Origin of the sequence: Micromonospora sp. DT201 (assembly GCF_049841575.1) — a bacterium.
Taxonomy (GTDB): domain Bacteria; phylum Actinomycetota; class Actinomycetes; order Mycobacteriales; family Micromonosporaceae; genus Micromonospora.
The window spans coordinates 38,701-54,598 of the sequence record NZ_JBNCKP010000015.1 but is presented as its reverse complement, the minus strand read 5'-3'; the positions used below and the strand labels follow the sequence as shown (position 1 = coordinate 54,598).

General features: G+C 69.8%; 17 protein-coding genes. 4 read left to right on the top strand and 13 right to left on the bottom strand.

Features of this window, described 5'->3' with window-relative positions:
* Positions 1-80: 80 nt before the first annotated feature.
* Positions 81-935, top strand: coding sequence for an alpha/beta hydrolase (locus ACLQ28_RS22690; RefSeq protein ID WP_425688287.1), 855 nt, complete (start codon positions 81-83; stop codon positions 933-935).
* A 3-nt stretch (positions 936-938) separates the two neighbouring features.
* Here the strand turns inward: ACLQ28_RS22690 and ACLQ28_RS22685 are convergent, their stop codons facing one another.
* Entirely contained in the window at positions 939-1,307 is a 369-nt protein-coding gene (locus ACLQ28_RS22685; RefSeq protein ID WP_425688286.1) for a hypothetical protein, read from the bottom strand.
* A gap of 53 nt (positions 1,308-1,360) precedes the next feature.
* Positions 1,361-1,558 (bottom strand): hypothetical protein, encoded by a 198-nt coding sequence (locus ACLQ28_RS22680; protein WP_425688285.1) that lies wholly within the window; start codon positions 1,556-1,558, stop codon positions 1,361-1,363.
* A gap of 129 nt (positions 1,559-1,687) precedes the next feature.
* Here ACLQ28_RS22680 and ACLQ28_RS22675 point away from each other — a divergent pair, with 129 nt between their 5' ends.
* Positions 1,688-1,915: a type II toxin-antitoxin system VapB family antitoxin gene (locus ACLQ28_RS22675; RefSeq protein WP_425688284.1), complete on the top strand. Its 228-nt coding sequence runs from the start codon at positions 1,688-1,690 to the stop codon at positions 1,913-1,915.
* Here the strand turns inward: ACLQ28_RS22675 and ACLQ28_RS22670 are convergent.
* The 6 genes from ACLQ28_RS22670 to ACLQ28_RS22645 form a co-directional block, all read right to left on the bottom strand.
* On the bottom strand, positions 1,896-5,156 hold the full coding sequence (locus ACLQ28_RS22670) for an SNF2-related protein (protein WP_425688283.1): 3,261 nt from the start codon (positions 5,154-5,156) through the stop codon (positions 1,896-1,898). The two genes, ACLQ28_RS22675 and ACLQ28_RS22670, sit on opposite strands and share 20 nt — an antisense overlap.
* Before the next feature lie 95 nt (positions 5,157-5,251).
* Positions 5,252-5,668 (bottom strand): hypothetical protein, encoded by a 417-nt coding sequence (locus ACLQ28_RS22665; RefSeq protein WP_425688282.1) that lies wholly within the window; start codon positions 5,666-5,668, stop codon positions 5,252-5,254.
* A 226-nt stretch (positions 5,669-5,894) separates the two neighbouring features.
* On the bottom strand, positions 5,895-6,287 hold the full coding sequence (locus ACLQ28_RS22660) for a hypothetical protein (protein ID WP_425688281.1): 393 nt from the start codon (positions 6,285-6,287) through the stop codon (positions 5,895-5,897).
* Complete coding sequence (locus tag ACLQ28_RS22655) at positions 6,254-6,571, bottom strand: NERD domain-containing protein (protein ID WP_425688280.1); 318 nt, start codon at positions 6,569-6,571, stop codon at positions 6,254-6,256. Before ACLQ28_RS22655 ends, ACLQ28_RS22660 begins: the two co-directional genes overlap by 34 nt.
* 124 nt (positions 6,572-6,695) lie before the next feature.
* Positions 6,696-7,106, bottom strand: a complete 411-nt coding sequence (locus tag ACLQ28_RS22650) for a type II toxin-antitoxin system VapC family toxin (protein WP_425688279.1) — start codon at positions 7,104-7,106, stop codon at positions 6,696-6,698.
* The gene (locus ACLQ28_RS22645; protein WP_425688278.1) at positions 7,103-7,384 is read right to left on the bottom strand and encodes a hypothetical protein; all 282 of its coding nucleotides are present in this window, start codon (positions 7,382-7,384) and stop codon (positions 7,103-7,105) included. Before ACLQ28_RS22645 ends, ACLQ28_RS22650 begins: the two co-directional genes overlap by 4 nt.
* 123 nt (positions 7,385-7,507) lie before the next feature.
* Between ACLQ28_RS22645 and ACLQ28_RS22640 the strand changes: the two genes are divergently transcribed.
* Positions 7,508-8,638, top strand: coding sequence for a site-2 protease family protein (locus tag ACLQ28_RS22640; RefSeq protein ID WP_425688277.1), 1,131 nt, complete (start codon positions 7,508-7,510; stop codon positions 8,636-8,638).
* Positions 8,639-8,807: 169 nt separating this feature from the next.
* Here the strand turns inward: ACLQ28_RS22640 and ACLQ28_RS22635 are convergent, their stop codons facing one another.
* Positions 8,808-10,091, bottom strand: a complete 1,284-nt coding sequence (locus tag ACLQ28_RS22635) for an FAD-binding protein (RefSeq protein WP_425688276.1) — start codon at positions 10,089-10,091, stop codon at positions 8,808-8,810.
* The gene (locus ACLQ28_RS22630; RefSeq protein WP_425688275.1) at positions 10,088-10,840 is read right to left on the bottom strand and encodes a hypothetical protein; all 753 of its coding nucleotides are present in this window, start codon (positions 10,838-10,840) and stop codon (positions 10,088-10,090) included. The genes ACLQ28_RS22635 and ACLQ28_RS22630 overlap by 4 nt, the downstream gene beginning before the upstream one ends.
* A gap of 119 nt (positions 10,841-10,959) precedes the next feature.
* Between ACLQ28_RS22630 and ACLQ28_RS22625 the strand changes: the two genes are divergently transcribed.
* Positions 10,960-11,184: a hypothetical protein gene (locus ACLQ28_RS22625; protein ID WP_425688274.1), complete on the top strand. Its 225-nt coding sequence runs from the start codon at positions 10,960-10,962 to the stop codon at positions 11,182-11,184.
* Here the strand turns inward: ACLQ28_RS22625 and ACLQ28_RS22620 are convergent.
* The 3 genes from ACLQ28_RS22620 to ACLQ28_RS22610 form a co-directional block, all read right to left on the bottom strand.
* Entirely contained in the window at positions 11,177-12,214 is a 1,038-nt protein-coding gene (locus ACLQ28_RS22620) for a hypothetical protein (protein WP_425688273.1), read from the bottom strand. The two genes, ACLQ28_RS22625 and ACLQ28_RS22620, sit on opposite strands and share 8 nt — an antisense overlap.
* Positions 12,214-12,483 carry a hypothetical protein gene (locus ACLQ28_RS22615; protein WP_425688272.1) on the bottom strand — a complete coding sequence of 90 codons (270 nt, stop codon included), beginning with the start codon at positions 12,481-12,483 and terminating at the stop codon, positions 12,214-12,216. The genes ACLQ28_RS22620 and ACLQ28_RS22615 overlap by 1 nt, the downstream gene beginning before the upstream one ends.
* Positions 12,484-12,671: 188 nt before the next feature.
* Positions 12,672-15,455, bottom strand: a complete 2,784-nt coding sequence (locus ACLQ28_RS22610; RefSeq protein ID WP_425688271.1) for a S8 family serine peptidase — start codon at positions 15,453-15,455, stop codon at positions 12,672-12,674.
* Positions 15,456-15,898: the final 443 nt, after the last annotated feature.

Below are 15,898 nucleotides of genomic sequence, written 5' to 3'. Positions count from 1 at the left end.
GTCCTCGTAGCCGGCGGAGGATTTCCGCGCACCGCAACGGGTAACCGCCGGGCCGGACGCCGCGACACCGGGAGGACGCGATGGGTGCCACGCCGCAGGGCCAGGTCGACACAGTCGTGCTGATCCACGGGCTCTGGATGAACCCGCGCAGCTGGGAGGGGTGGGCCGAGCGGTACACCACGCGCGGCATGCACGTCATCGCCCCGGCCTGGCCCGGCATGGACCGGTCCGTGGAGCAGCTACGCGACGATCCGAGCCCGATCGCCGAGCAGAGCATCGCCACGATCGTCGCGCACTACGACCGGATCATCCGGGCGCTGCCGCGACCACCGATCATCATGGGGCACTCGTTCGGCGGTCTGTTCGCGCAGGTACTGGTCGACCGGGGCCTCGGCGCGGCCGCCGTGGGGGTGCACCCCGCGGCGGTGAAGGGTGTCCTCAAGGTGCCGCTGAGCCAGCTGCGCTCCGGCTTCCCGATCCTGCGCAGCCCCGCCAACCGGAGCAAGGCGGTCCCGTTCACCGCGGACGACTTCGCCTACACCTTCGGCAACACGATGAGCCGCGAAGACTCCGACCGAGCCTGGCAGCGCTACGCCGTCCCCGGTGCCGGAAGGGTGTTCTTCGAGGGCGCCTTCGCCAATCTCGACCCGCGCTCACCCGCCCGCGTCGACGTCGGGCGCGACGATCGTGCGCCGCTGCTGCTGATGGCCGGCGAACACGACCACGTGGTGCCGGCGGCGGTGGTCCGCGCCAACGCGGGGCTCTACCAGAAGTCCCGGGCGCTGACCGCGTACGAGGAGTTCCCCGGCCGGTCGCACTTCACCGTCGGGCAGAACGGGTGGGAGAAGATCGCCGACTACGCGCTGGACTGGGCGCTACGCGCGGCGGCCCTGCCCCGGGAAATGAAGATCGCCAGCGAAAGCCCCCGCCGCTGAGCGTCAGACCACGACGAAACGGACAGGTCCGCCCAACACCAAGGCTGCCGCTTCCAGGTCGGCCAACCGTGCGGCGAGCGTCGCCGTCGCCATACGTCTCGGCAGGGCCGCACCGAACTTGAGACCATCGACCGCTTTGTCGTTGATCTCTGGCAGACAAAGTCGCGTAGCGGCGTCGGCCGTGAGCGTTCGCCAACTGGCGGGCGTAACGTTCTCCCGCAGCCGGATGCTGTTGCCGTCGAATCGCTCCACCGGGTCGACGACCTCGCCCAACGTCGCGGTCAACGTCGCGTTCGCCCGGAAGCCCGCCCAGGTCCACCAGCGGAGGTCGCCGTCGTCCTCGCGGACGATGACTGTGCCGCCGGGATGCACGAGGTGAAGCTTGTCGTCGCGCTCCTGCCCGAGCCGGGTCAGCGCACGTCGGGTCAGGGCGACTGGCGGGTCCGCTCCTCGGCATCGAGCACCTGCCGGATCTCGGCCCGCAGGCCGGCGAACGCCTCATCGTCGGTCAGCGCCGCGATGGTCTCCGCATTGCGGTCCCGCACCCACCCGGCAGCATCCGTGCCATCAAGTTCCTCCAACCAGAGGTACGGATCGTCGCCCTCTTCGCTTGATCTCGCCACCTCGCAACTATCCCGACGCTCAGGCCGCATCCACGTTCAGGTGTCAGCATGGCGACTCAGCAGAGCCTGATATTAAGGACGGATCGAAGGAATGTCATCGGCGATGATCGCCAACCGGAGGAGGCACCCGTGAGCCGGACGCTCCCTGATGTCGACCATGAACTGCTCGCCGAGGCCGGCAAGATCCTCGGCACCACGACGAAGAAGGCCACCGTCAACGCCGCCCTCAAGGCCGTCGTCGACCGGGAGAAGCGACGGCAGTTCGCCGACTGGCTCAGGAGCGGAGGGCTGCCCGATCTGACAGGTCCCGTCGAGCCCCCCGAGAAGCCGGCACCGCTCACTCCAGCAGGCTCTTGATGTCGGCGGCGGTGAACTGCGCGGAGGCGAACTCACCGCCGTCCAGGACGCTGCTGAACAGCTCCGCCTTACGCGCCTGCAACGCCATCACCTTCTCCTCGATGGTGTCCTTCGCGACCATCCGATACACCATGACGTTGCGGGTCTGGCCGATGCGGTGCGTCCGGTCGACCGCCTGGTTTTCCGCGGCCGGGTTCCACCACGGGTCGAGCAGCAGGCAGTAGTCGGCTTCGGTGAGGTTGAGGCCGAAGCCGCCGGCCTTGAGGCTGATCAGGAAGACCTGGTTGTCGCCGCTCTTGAATCCATCGATGACGGCAGCCCGGTCCCGGGTGGTCCCGTCCAGATAGCTGCAGGTGATCCCGGCCGCTTCCAACCGCTGCCGGGCCGCGCCGAGGAAGCGGGTGAATTGGCTGAACACCAGACTCCGGTGCCCCTCGGCGACCAGACCGGAGATCCGTTCGGTGAGCACGTCCAGCTTCGTCGCCGGCACGTTCTGGTGCTTCGGGTCGACCAGCGAGACGTCCAGGCTCGCCTGCCGGAGCAGCGTCAACGACCGGAAGATCTCGAACCGGTTCTTCTCCAGGTCACCGAGGAGCCCGAGGACCTTCTGCCGCTCCCGCTGCAGGTACGCCTGATAGACCCGGCGATGGCGGCGGTCCAGCTCGACCTCGATGACCTGCTCCTGCTTGGCCGGCAGGTCAGCCGCGACGTCGGCCTTGCGTCGGCGCAGCATCAGCGGCCGGATCCGGCGACGCAGTTGGGCGAGCCGCTCCGCGTCCCGCTCCTTCTCGATCGGGTGGCGGTAGTAATCGGTGAACCGGTCGGCGCGGGGCAGCAACCCGGGTGCGGTGATCGAGCAGAGTGCCCAGAGCTCCCCGAGGTGGTTCTCCATCGGGGTGCCCGTGATCGCCAGCTTGAACGGGGCCGGCAGCAGCTTCGCGCAGCGGTGCGCCTGGGACTGCGGGTTCTTGACGAACTGCGCCTCATCGAGGATCAGCCCGGCCCACTCGATGGCGCGATAGTCGTCGTACTCCAGCCGGAACAGCGTGTACGAGGTGACCACGACGTTCGCGCCGGCCACCGCCTCGGCCAGCGGGGCACCGCGCCGGGCCACGGTCTGGGTGACCGCCCGGACGTCCAGCTCCGGAGTGAAGCGGGCCGCCTCGCTTGCCCAGTTGGCGACGACACTGGCCGGGGCGACCACCAGGAACGGTGCCTCGGCGCGCGCGTGGCAGATCAGCGCCAACGTCTGCAGGGTCTTGCCGAGCCCCATGTCGTCGGCGAGAACGCCGCCGAGGCCGTGGTCGTGCAGGGTCGCCAACCAACGGAAACCATCCTGCTGGTACGGGCGCAGCTGCGCCCGTACCCCGGATGGGATCTGCTGCTCGGCGGCAGGATTCGCCTCGCTGAGCGCGCGTACCGACCGCTGCCAGTCCGCGGCCTGGCCGGTGACCTCACCCAGGTCGGCCAGCTCGTCCCAGAGCCCGGCCTGGAACCGGCCGACCCGCAGCACCCCGGGCGGCGCATCCGCGAGTGCCCGGGACTCGGCGATCAGGTCTCGCAGCTGCTGGAACTCCGGTCGTTCGAGCGCGAAGTAGCTGCCGCTGGGCAGGATGAGGTACTGCTGCTCCTGCGCCAACGCCGCGAAGAGCGCGACGAAGTCGACCTGCTCGCCACCGACGGTGACCCGCACCGACAGGTCGAACCAGTCATGCTCGCCGGGCTCACCACCGTCGGCGAAGGTGATGGTGGGCGCGGCGTACGTCTCCTGGTAGTCGTCGAGCGCCCCGTCCGACGGAGTGACCAGCTCGACACCGTCCAGCTCGGCCAGTCGCGGCAGGACGTCACTGACGAACCGGATCAGGGCGTCGCCGGCGAGGCTCGCCGAGGATGCCAGCCGGGGACCGGTCGAGGATGGTTCCAGGAGTTCGGGTGCCGGCTTGGCAACCAGGTCGACGACCCGCCGCAGCAGCTCCGCGCGGCGCTCGTCCGCTTCGGTGGCCATCCCGTTGCGCAACGGCTCGGGGTGGCGCCGGCCACCGACGACCCGATGCCACTCCCAGGCCACCTGGAGACGCTGGTCCGGCTCGGGGCTCACCGTCGCGGTCAGGGTGGCCGGCCCAACCGTTGGAAGCTGGACGGCCGGGTCGGCTGCGAACACCTCGACCTGGCGGAGCAACTCCGGGTAGAAACGGTCGAAGAACTGCTCTTCCTCGGCAGCCGGAATCCGGATCGCCGGCCCCGCGAGCGCCCGCACCATCCCCGGCAGCAGCGTCCCGGCCAGCGGCGCCAACCAGAGTGCCGGTACGCCGGAACGGGCGTCCGGCCCGCTCAGCTCCGCCAACCCCGCGAGGCCGTGCGCCGGCTCACCGACGAGGAGTACGCGCGACACGGGGATCGGCGTGCCACCGGCCGACAATGTCGGCGCCAGCACCAGCTCCCCATCTGCCCGACCGACCTGCACCGAGAGCCTGGCCGGACGGCCCAGCACGACCGGCCCGCCGCGCTTGCCGGCCTGCACCAGTGGCAACCCAGCCTCGTCCGCCTCAGCCAGCAGGTCCCAGATCCGCCGGCTGGCGAACTCGTGCAGCGCGATCCCACGCCGATGGCCGTCGTAGTAGTGGTAGGGGTCCGTGCTACTCGCCAGTCGGGCGATCTCGACGAGCAGTCGCCGGTGCCGCTCGGTCCGCGTCGACCGGTCGAAGTAGGCGTAGCTCAGTGTCGACCAGCTGATCCCGGACCGCACCCAGCCGGTGCGGCCCGGCAGCACCGGCCGCAGGTCGACCTGAAAACCCGCCGCGTCATCCGAGCCCTGGGAGACGACGTCGAACTGCAGGCCGAGCCCCGGAGGCTCCGACTCCGGCACAACCGGCGGCGGGGCGACGTCCCGGACCAACGCGGAGACCGCCCGCTCCCAGCTCGACGTCGGGCGGGGTTTCCGGGGCGTGGCCGTGGAGAGCGTCGAAAGCACCAGCGCGGCTGGGTGGGCACAGCCGTCCTGCCCGCACGTACACGAACCATCCAACGCCTCGACCATGCCGTCGGCACCCGAACGCACTGTGACCAGCACCCGGCCGGCTGCACTGCCGTCGAGCCGACCGTGCCCCTGACCGGTCTCCGGATCCCACTGCACGTCCAGCAGTTTCCCGCGCTCAAGCACCTGGCGCGCGCGTAGGAAAGTACGGGAGCCGACAATCTCATAGAGCGCGGCCTCGGCCGGACTCATGACGAGTCGTGCCACTTTTGGTCCCTTCGCTGGATTACCGATCCCGGCGCCCCCGCAACGGTAGCTGCGGCCCGGCAGGCGGAAGCGTCACCGCGCCGGGCGTCTCCCTCTCAACGCGTCGGCGTTACCGCCCGGCCCGACGACTCGATCCAGTCGTCGGCGAGCCACAACGACTGGCTAGCCGGTGAGGTCAGCGGCAACTGCACCCCATCCAGCACCGCCGGGTCAGGTCGACGGGCCGGCACCAGCAGCAGCCGGGCCGCCGGTCGAGATCTGGTCGGATCAGCCAACTCCTGAAGCAGCCCGAGCTGCCCGTAGCGGGCCAACGGCGCAGCCTCGGTGATCAACACCGGCTGGTCGGCGGCCACGATCGCATCGTTGACCGCTGGCACCACCTGGTGCCGGACCAGATCCACGAGGCTGCGGAAGTCGGCGTCCAGCGGTGAGCCGTTGTCTGCCGCCACGATCGCCTCCCAGGGGAAGCCCAGCGCGCGCAGCCGGTCCAGCAGGATCGCGGTGACGTCCACCGGTGACCACCAGCGTCGGGCGCGACCCTTCCGGGTCGCCGACGTAGATCGCTCGGGGCGAGAGCGCCCGGTGGGCCAGCCTGCGGGAGTGCGCGTAGTCGATGATCTCGGCGAGATCCTGCACCAGCTGCAGCCGCTGGGCCAGGGTCAACGTGTCGCCGTGCCTGAGCAGCCACTGGTCGAGGCGTACCCAGTCGGGCTGGTGGTCGAAGACGACCGCAGGGCCTCACGAATGCTCGACCAGGTCGTGCGCGCGGGCCACCCCCGGGTGGTGGATGCCCTGCAAGAGGCGGAACTCCCGCTCCGCCGCCTTGCGGATCGTCGGCACCTCGTGCTCGGCGGCGCGACTGGTCAGGTAGAACCGCACCCGACGCACCAGCGAGGTGTCCAGCGCGTGCCCGGCGAGGAAATCCTGCCAGCCAAGGCCCTCCGCAAACGGCTTCGGGTGCAGCAGCAGTTGGCCGACCTTGCGGTCCGCCACCGACGGCCGGATCTTCGCGCCGCGCACCAGCTCGACGATCTCCCGACCGCGCGCCTCGTCCACCAGATGATCCGGGTTGCGCGGCAGGGCCAGCAGCAGCTTCTTCAGACCTGGCAGACCGGAATCGTGATCCTCCAAGCCGTAGATGTGCTGGCTGCCGGTGCTCGGCGCACCCACTGGGTGCCGTCACCGCGAATCTCGCCCTGCCAGTGCTTCAACTCCAACACGAAGAGACCGCTCGGGGCGAGCACCAGGGCGTCGACCTCGTTGATGGAACCGTCGGCGCCGACGAACTCGACGTTCGTCCAGACGTGGTACGGGTCGGCGTCGGGCAGGTAGCCGGCCAACTCGCGCAGGCCGTCCTGCTCCCAGATGTACGAGCTGGAGTTGATCTGCTCCCGGCGCGGTGAATCCTCCCGCATTCGCCGACCTTTCCCACCCTGGCCGTCCATGTTCCGGCTCAGCCTGCGCACTTTACCGTCTCCGCCGCCAGGTTGACCGGTGCCGGGGCCACCACCCGTAGTGGCTCGTCTGGCGCCGGCTGGCTCAGCCCCAGCCCAGCGAGATGTCGAGGATCTCCAGACCCGGCGGTGCCGCTGGGGCGACCCGCTTGGGGTCGCGGGTGACCAGGTAGCAGCGGTAGAGGACGGCGGTCGCCACGGCGTGCGCCACGTCCAGCGGCACGTCGAATCGCGCCGCGATCCGGGCCACTCGCCGACTGGTCGGCCCGTCGTACACCGCGACTCTGGTGTCCCGCTCCTCGCTGAGGAGCAGGTCGAGCAGGTGAACCGCTGGCGTACCGGCCACCTCCAGCTGAGCCTGGCCCAGGCAGAGTGCCGGAATCCACACCTCCTGCTCGGGGTCCTCCTCGGCAAGGGTCAGGATCGCCCCCGGCTCGACACTGGTGCCGGAGGCATAGGCCAGCAGGGCCGATGTGTCCAGGACGAGACCGTTCACGCGGCGGCCGACCCGTCCTGGTCGAACTGACGCAGCCACTCGGCGTTACGGGCGTGCTGGTCGTCGGTGATCGGCGCCCGTGCGGCAAGGTGGGACCGGGTGCGCTCGACGTCCTCGTCGGTCACCACGTAGCCGAGTTGTGCCCATCGGGCGCGAAGGCTGTCAGCGCGCATCTTCCGGCGCAGGATCCCGGCGATGAAACCCGACGTGTTGCCCTGCGTGCGCTCCACGTACGCGGCCACGTCGTCGGGCAGACTGATGGTGATGCGGCGAGTCATACTCTGACCCTACCCGCTGCATAACTTCGTGGCGATCACCCCGAACGCGTCGCATGTCGTCCCCGCTCGCGTCCGGTCGGCAGCCTGCCGCATGTGCCGGCCGACCGGGGGTAACGGGCAGGGATGAGGGCGAGTTTCCGGCTTGGCCGGGTCGCGGGGGTGCCGGTCGGCGTCAACTGGAGCGTTCTGGTCATCTTCGTGTTGATCGCCTGGGGGTTGGCCGCCAACCAGTTTCCCCGTTCGTACCCCGACCGCTCGCCGGTGGCGTACGCCCTCGCCGGGCTGGCCGCGGCGGTGGTCTTCTTCGTCGGCCTGCTCGCCCACGAGGTGTCGCACGCGGTGCTGGCCAAGCGCAACGGGCTGACGGTCGACGGCATCACGCTCTGGCTTTTCGGCGGCGTGGCCGAGTTGCGGGGTGAGCCGCGCGACCCGGGTGCGGAGCTGCGGATCGCGGGCGTCGGCCCGTTGGTCAGCCTGTTGCTCGGGGCGTTCTTCGGCGGGATCGCGGCGCTGCTCGCACTGGCCGGGCAGGACGGGCTGCTCTTCGGTGCGGTGGCGTGGCTGGCCGGCATCAATGTGCTGCTTGCCATCTTCAACGTGCTGCCGGCCGCGCCCCTGGACGGTGGCCGGTTGCTGCGCGCCGCCGTGTGGAAGGCCACCGGTGACCGGACCCGGGCTTCCGTGATCGCAGCCCGGGCTGGCTGGGTGCTGGGTGTGCTGTTGATCGGTCTCGGGCTGTGGCAGTTCCTGTCCGGGGTCGGTTTCGGTGGGCTCTGGCTGGCCCTGATCGGCTGGTTCCTGATCGGCGCCGCCGGAACGGAGGAGCGGCAGGCCCGCACCGGCAGCGCGCTACGCGGAGTTCGGGTGGGCGACGTGATGACCCCGCAGCCGCAGACCGCCTCGGCGGAGATGACCGTCGCGGACTTCGTCGACCACTACCTCTTCGCGTACCGGCATTCGGCGCTGCCGCTGACCGAGGAGGGCCGGCCGACGGGCCTTGTCACCGTCGACCGGGTGCGTGGCGTGCCACCCGAGCGGCGGGCGTCGACCACGCTGGCCGAGGTGGCCTGCCGGGCCGACCAACTGGTCCTCACCCAGTCGGGTGAACAGCTCAACGATCTGCTCCCCCGGCTCAGTGAGTGCGCCGACGGCCGCGCCCTCGTGGTGACGGACGGCCAACTGGTCGGCATCGTCTCCCCCAGCGACATCAGCCGCGCCGTCCAGCGCAGCACCCTGCGCACCCAGGGCGCTTAGGGCCTGTGTCAAAGCCCTCGGTTGAGCCGAGGCGGAGTCCAGGCGGCGGTCCGGCAAGGCGGAAGTTCGTCCGGATACCGGTGTTGTATCCGGACGAACTTCCAACGCGGCCGGTCGTCGTCTGGGCCCGCCGCAGGCCGGCCAGGGGCTTTGACACAGGCCCTACGGCCTAGCGGGGGAAGTACCGGTCCAGCAGGTCGGTGCGGAACTTGCCGGTCGGGTCCAGGTGGGTCAGCTGGGCGGCGAAGTCGGCGTACCTCGGGTAGCGGGCGGCCAGCTCGGCCGGGTCCGTGACAAAGACCTTGCCCCAGTGCGGGCGGGGTGCGAACGGTGCCAACCGTTCCTCCACCGCGGCCACCACCGGCAGCACGGCTGCGGTGTCGTCGACCCAGGTGAAGTGCACGACGAAGCTGTCGCGCTTGTGGTTCGGGCTGAGCCACAGCTCGTCCGCCGCCACCGTCCGCAACTCGCACACCTGCAGCACCGGGGCGATCAGGTGCGCCACATCGTCCAGCGCGGCGAGCGCGTCGGCTGCCGCCGTACGCGGCACGTGGTACTCGGACTGCAACTCGTCGCCGCTGCTCGGGGTGAAGCCGAGCTTGAAGTGCGGCAGCCGCTCGTGCCACGGGCCCGGCTCACCGAGCTGCGGGGTGCAGTTTTCCGGCGACATCCCGAGCACCGGGTGCCGTGGCTCGTCGGCTGCGGTGGTGCCGAGCCAGTCCGCCGGCGGCGGCGGCTGGTCCGCCAACTGCTTGCGCCACACCTCACGCAGCCGGGGGGCACGCCAGTCGGTGAAGACACTCACGCTGTACGCCGAGCCGAGTGCCTCGTCCAGCGCCTCCCGGTGCAGGTCGAGCGACACGTACTGGCGCAACTCGAAGGTTGGCACCACGTCCAGGGTGACCCGGGTGACCAGGCCCAGCGCACCGAGCCCGACGACCATGCCGGCGAACGTGTCCCCGTCGGCGTCGCGGTCGACCCGCAGCAGCTCACCGTCGGCGGTGACCAACTCCAGGCCGGCGACCGCGGTGGCGAGATTGCCGTGGGTCTGGCCGGAGCCGTGGGTGGCGGTGGCCACCGCGCCGGCAACCGAGATGTGTGGCAGCGAGGCGAGGTTGGCCAGTGCGTACCCCTGGGTGTGCAGTTGCTGGGCGACGTCGCCGTAGCGCATGGCGCCGCTCACGGTGACCTGCCCGCGCTCGTGGTCCACGTCGACGGTCTGGGGCAGCCCGGCGAGGGTGACCAGGTCGCCGTCGGTGTCGCCGAAGCGGTTGAAGGAGTGCCCGCTGCCCACCGCCCGGATCCGGGTGCTGCCGGCGATCAGTCGACGCAGTTCGTCGGTGGAGGTCGGTCGGTGGAACGCCCGAGCGGCGTACCGCACGTTGCCGGCCCAGTTGCGGCGCGGAACGTCCGCCGCAGTGGTCGGGGTGGCGTTCTGTCCCTGCGCGATCATGTAGCGGTCTCCCGATCGGTGGACTGGTGGTCGGCCAACGCGGCGACGAGTGCGTCCAGAACCGTATCCGTCTGGACCGTGTTGTAGCCACGCTGGGCGATCGGCAGACCGGCCGCGCTGGCGCGTTCGATCTCTCCTCGGGCCGCCTGCCGGGTCGGGGCGTCCCCGGACACCAGGGCGTCCTGGCCGCGTCGGATCAAGCGGTCGACCCGGTCCATCTGGTAGCCCCGCAGGCCGACGGGGAGGTCCGGATCTGCGAAGGCGGCGCGGCGCAGAGCCGACAGGTCGACGAAACGGTCGCCGGCGTAGCGGGCAAGCGCGGCGGACACCTGCTCGGGCTGCTCGCGGACCTGATCGAGGACGAGCAACTCGATGGCGGGGCGGCCGTCGAGTGGATGGCGCGCGGTCACCGGCTCAAGCGACACACCCGGCACGGGCACCAGCAGCAGCCTCGGCGGTTTCCGGTAGCCGTCACGTCGGGGCGGCTCGTCGAGGACCAACGCGTCGACCTCGGCCCAGGGAATCATCCGGCGCAGGCCGGGCCGTCGGATGGTGAGCCCATCGGCGTCGATCCCGAACCGGAACGGTCGCAGCGCGCTGACCAGCGCCACAACGCCGAGCGCGACGGCACCCCCCGCGATGATCGTGCGTAGCAGGGCGCCGTCGCTGGGATAGACCAACAGGAGCACCCCACCGAGTACGCACACCAGGGCGAGCGCACGGGCCCCCCGATTCCGGCGCAATTCCACGCTCGGACCCCCGTTCATGACCGTGGCGTCGGTCCCAGCATCTTCCGCCAAACCGGGCACCGAGGACACCGGTCGATCGGGCACGGTTGTTCTCGTCATCGTCGGGGAACCCTACGCTCATGAGCAGCTACCGTGATCCGGCCCTACGGGGCGATGTCTTCCCCTCCGAGGAGGAGCTGGACCCGACCGGCATGGGGGTCGAGCAGGCCAGCGCGCCACCGGCCGGCGGGTTGCCGAGCCACCCGGCACCGACGCCCGGTCCCCACCCCACACCGGCACCCGCGCCAGCCCCGACGCCGGTGCCGGCACCCGGGCCGCCGCCGCGCAGCCGCAGACTCAGATGAACGGCGAGGTGGCGTACGCCGCCCGTAGCGCGGCCAACCCGGTCGCCTTCGGTGTGAGCGTGCCCCACCCGGAGTTGAAGTAGTTGGTGCGCGCGATCCGGGGCCCACGTTCGGCGTTGAGCTGGGCGATGGCCGCCGGCACGGTCGCGATCCAGGCGGCCTGGTTGGGGATCTCCGCCACCCGTACCCCCCACTCGGCGACGAGCACCGGCCGGGACAGCGCCACCGGCCCGAGGTCGGCCACCGCCCAGTCCTTGGTACGGCGGAACCGGGCCAGCGCGGTGTGGCTGGCGTTGGTGGCGTAGACGTTCCACTGCAGGAAATCCAGCCGGGTCATCAGCGGTTCCAGGTGGATGCGCTGGAAGCAGGCCCGATCGAAGCCGCCGACCCCGACCGAGAAGGTCGTACCGCCGGGCAGCGTCCGCGCCTTGAACCAGGTGAGGATGTAGTTGACCGCCTGCACCGCGCGGGCATCTGACTGCGCCCAGGTGTACGCCACACCGTTGTCGGTGGTGCCGAACTCGTGGTCGGTGTCGAATTCGGAGGCGAGCTGGATGTTCACGCCGAAGCCGAGCGTCCGGTACTGCGCCAGGGCTCGGTGGAACAACCCGTCGCACTGGCCGTTGAGCACCTGGTCGTACCCGTACGCCTTCGGCCAGGTGGTGCCGGGGCGCTGCTGGATGGTCATCGACGGTGCCGGCACGGTGTAGGTGGTGCCATCCACGGTGAAGGTCTGCGGTCCGTCCGGGGCGCCGTAGTGCTTCAGCTCCAGGACCATGTTGATCTGCATCCCCGCCCGGCCCAGGGCGATCAGCCAGGGCCGGTTGTAGCCGGGAAAGATGTAGCCGTCGGCGAAGCTGCGGTACTGGGTGAGCGAGCGGAAGTTGCCGCCGGCCATGTCGGCGGTCGGGTCGGCATTGCCGGAGAGGTAGTAGCCGCCGAGAACGGGTCGGCTTGCCACGATGTAGTCGGCGGTGGCCGTCGCGGTGTTACCGGCGGCGTCGCGGACCTGGACGGTGACGCGGGGCATCACGCCACCGCTCGGTACACGGCGACCGCGCCGTTGTCGGAGACGCGGGACCAGGTACGGCCGGAGTCGTCGGTGACGGTGACGGTGAGCGGGTCGATGACCACGCTGGCGGTGACCGGTGCGCTACTGTTTCCCCGCGCGTCGGTGACCACGATGGTGACGGTCAGCGGTTTGTTGTCGGTGTCGGAGTAGTTGACGGTCAGCAGCATCTGGTCGCCCGGCGAGTAGGTCGGCGCACTCAGAGCTGCGATCGCGGTGGGAGCGGCCATGGCAGGCCCTCTCTGGTTGGTCGCGGTCCGGGCGCCCCCGGTGTCGGTACCTGCCCCAACAGTGCTCCGCCAGAGGCTCTACCGTCTTGTCCGGTTGGCGACAGACACCCCCTCTGACCTGCGAAAACGTGAAACGGTCCGGCACCGCCCCGAGGTGCTGAGCCTCGAGGCGGTGCAGGTGACCGAGATCAGGCCTCGTACTTCTTGAAGTGCAGTGAGAAGGCCCGCAGTGTCCCGGACAGGCCGCCGATCGTGTCCATCATCGAAAGAGTCCACGTACCGTCCACCGACGCCGCGTAGAGCGGAGCGAGCGGAGCGACGGGCCGCCAACTGCCGCTGAACGGCGACTGGGCGGGCTGGACCGAGGTGATCGACTGGTTGGCCCGGTCGTCGAAGACCACCTGGCACATGTTCGTGCCGCCGAAGCCGACCCCGCTGAAGAGTTGTGCGCTGGCACCGTTCGGCGCCGTGAGCACGGCCGTCACGTCCTCGATGTACGGGTGGCTGAGACCCACGGTCGTCGACTCGGGGTTGGTGGTGCATTCGGTGCCGTCGATCGAGAACGTCATGTTGGCCACGGACCCGACCCCGGAGACGTCGATGCTGGCGGTGATGCCGGTCTGGTCGCTGTCCGGGATCGCGATCGGCGGACCGTCGTACGCGAAGGTCTGGGCTTCCGTCGACACCTGGCCCGTCGCCACCAGTTGGCGTCCCGCCGTCGGCGACAGCACGCCGACGAACGTGGTCTTGGCGGTGAGGGTCACCGGTCGGCCCACCGGATAGTCCTTGGCCAGCGTGAGCGTGAAGCCCATGAACTTGCTGGCACCCGGTGCGAGAGCGCCGTACCGCTGTGCGGCCGTGATCTTGGCCCGTGGATCGTCGGTGGTCAGGGTGACGCTGACGCCGGTGGCCTTGCCGTCGCCGACATTGACCGCCGGAAGCGACACCGATGCCTTCTCACCCGGCTCCAGATACTGGTCACCGTCACCGGATATCGGCGTCGTGACCGGCTTGCCAGCCTGCACCAGCGGCTGCGGCGTCGCACCGGTGTCCTTGAGCAGCAGATCCGCCCGGACCATGCCGTGCCCCGATCGGGTGTCCACGCCGGCCGGCGCGAGGTCGAGCGCGGTACGGGTCATCGCCGTACGCAGCTCGGCGTTTGTCATCCCCGGGTTGCCGGAGAGCGCCAGAGCCGCGATGGCGGCGGCGTGCGGCGCCGCTGCCGAGGTGCCGTAGAACGGCTGGAAGCCCCACACGGAGGTGGCGACCCCGTCCGCAGCCGTGATGTCGGGCTTCTGGCGGAGCTCACCACCGGACGAGGTCAGGTTGCCGGGGGTGATCGGCTTCCCGTTGGCCTTGAAGAAGACCCGGCGGGGTCCGTCGGAGGTGAAGCGCTCCAGCGCGGAGGCGCCGGTGAACGTCTGCGGGAAGGGGCCGACCGGGCTGGCCGAATCGCCCGGCTCCAACTCGCCCATCGCCGCGGCTGCTGGCGCCGCCGCGACCGAAAATGCCTCCTGCACGGCACTGTGCCCACGGGTGACACCCGGCGTGGTATACGCCTTCAGCCCGTCCGCGTCGGAGAACCGCCCGCGCAATGCGCTGAGCTGGAAGTACCGGTTCTTACCGGATGACTTGACCACTGCCACTCGCTGCCCGGCGGCGTATCCGGTCTCGAGGAACTCGTACGGGTCGTCGTCGCCGTCCTGGGTGTCCTGCGAGGCGGTCAGAACGTTGCCGTCGGCATCGACCAGGTACATGTCGTAGTCGTTGCCAGAGGCACCGAGCGGGTCGTTCCACCAGAGCGTGACGGCCTTACCGGTGCTGTTGGCGGACAGCGGGTTGAAGACCTGGACGCCCGGCCCGGGGTCGAAGTCGTGCAATCTGCCGGAGGTGTCCACACGCTGCCCGGAGTTGACGAAATCAGCCTCGTAGTTGCCGGTGGTTCCGTCGATGGTGTTGCCGTCGTTGCCCGCCGAACTGAAGTAGAACGCACCGTCCGCGATCACCTGGCTGACCGCCTGGGCGACCACCCCATCCTGGAAAGCGGCCTCGTGGAAATACAGGATGTCGTCCACGATGATGTCGCAGTGTGCCGAGAAGCGCAGCGACCGGATGTTGTCGGCGAAGCTCTCTTCGGTCTCGTAGGCGGTGGCGAAGCCAAGCTTCGCGGAGGGTGCCAGATCGTGGATGATCTCCAGCATCGCGGTGCCCTCGTCGCCCTGGCCCGCCTGGCCAGGCAACACGTCGACGTCGCCGGGCAGCTCACCGCTGGCAACCGAGTTGCCGAGTGACAGCACTCCGTCGGAGATCGCGCAGACCTTCACGCCGACACCGGTGACCTTGTACTTGCTCCGGGCGGTGTCCGCCGCGTGCGCCCGGTCCCCTTCGGAGACCACCGGGCCCTGACTGACGGCACCGACCGACACCGGGGCGGCGCGCAACGCGGTGGCGATCCGTTCCGCGGTCTGGTCCTTCGCCTCCGACCCGATCTCAACCCGACGTCCGGGCGCATCGGTGCGGGAGGTCTGGAAACCGGATGGCACCTTGACCCGCCGAACCTCAGGCCAGGAGGCGATGGCGTCCAACTCGGACACCGGGGCGTCGATGAGGACCGTGCCCGTGCTTTGCGAGGGGTACCGCACGATCGCGCCCACGCCGCGTAGCCGTCGCAGCAGACCGTCATCGACCCTGGCGGCCTGAACGACGACCGGTGTGGTGCCGTTCGTCGCCACCGTGATCCCGGTTGACAGCTTCGGTGTTGCGTCGATCGCCGTCCTGTTCCTGCGTTTGCGCAGTTCGAGCGCGAGCGGGCTGTCCAACTTCCGTTCGACCGCCGACAGAGACCTCTTGAGTTGCTGCAGCTCGTCGATCTGCGCGAAGGCACGCGCCTCCGGGTCGGTCGGCGCCTTCGCATGAGCTGCGGTCGCCGAGGTTCCGGCGACGAGGACGCTCGCGGCGAGCAGGGTAAGCACTCTCCGCGTGCGTTGCCATTGGCTGGGTGTCACTGGTTTCCTTCCACAGTGCTCGGATAACCCGCGGTACGACCCCTCCGTTGTGGACGGCAACCGGTGAGACGGGCAATCCATCCGCGGACCCGGGGCGCCATCGGAAGACATCGTGATCTTGGCGGGCCAGCCAGGATCGTAGATGATCTGCCGTGTCGAACTGGTTTCTCGATCTTGACCGCCTCATGACGACCCCGACCGGCCCCCCGATTCCATCGCCACGATGGCCCCGGCCACGGGACGAAATCCCCCAGACCGAGCAAACCGACCGCCTCCCGGCCTCGCGTAACGGACGGCGGCGGTGATCCACTCCAGTTCGCCGACATGGCGGTATCCGGTGCCGGGGATACCCCCACGTCGGCGATATGGAGTGGATGGCAGTAAGAGCAAGATCGTGCAGGAGATAGCCT

Excerpts from the sequence above, each read along its gene's own strand:
- ACLQ28_RS22690 (WP_425688287.1), top strand. The coding sequence starts at position 81 with ATGGGTGCCACGCCGCAGGGCCAGGTCGACACAGTCGTGCTGATCCAC.
- ACLQ28_RS22655 (WP_425688280.1), bottom strand. The coding sequence starts at position 6,571 with ATGCGGGAGGATTCACCGCGCCGGGAGCAGATCAACTCCAGCTCGTAC.
- ACLQ28_RS22645 (WP_425688278.1), bottom strand. The coding sequence starts at position 7,384 with ATGACTCGCCGCATCACCATCAGTCTGCCCGACGACGTGGCCGCGTAC.
- ACLQ28_RS22640 (WP_425688277.1), top strand. The coding sequence starts at position 7,508 with ATGAGGGCGAGTTTCCGGCTTGGCCGGGTCGCGGGGGTGCCGGTCGGC.
- ACLQ28_RS22635 (WP_425688276.1), bottom strand. The coding sequence starts at position 10,091 with ATGATCGCGCAGGGACAGAACGCCACCCCGACCACTGCGGCGGACGTT.
- ACLQ28_RS22625 (WP_425688274.1), top strand. The coding sequence starts at position 10,960 with ATGAGCAGCTACCGTGATCCGGCCCTACGGGGCGATGTCTTCCCCTCC.
- ACLQ28_RS22620 (WP_425688273.1), bottom strand. The coding sequence starts at position 12,214 with ATGCCCCGCGTCACCGTCCAGGTCCGCGACGCCGCCGGTAACACCGCG.
- ACLQ28_RS22615 (WP_425688272.1), bottom strand. The coding sequence starts at position 12,483 with ATGGCCGCTCCCACCGCGATCGCAGCTCTGAGTGCGCCGACCTACTCG.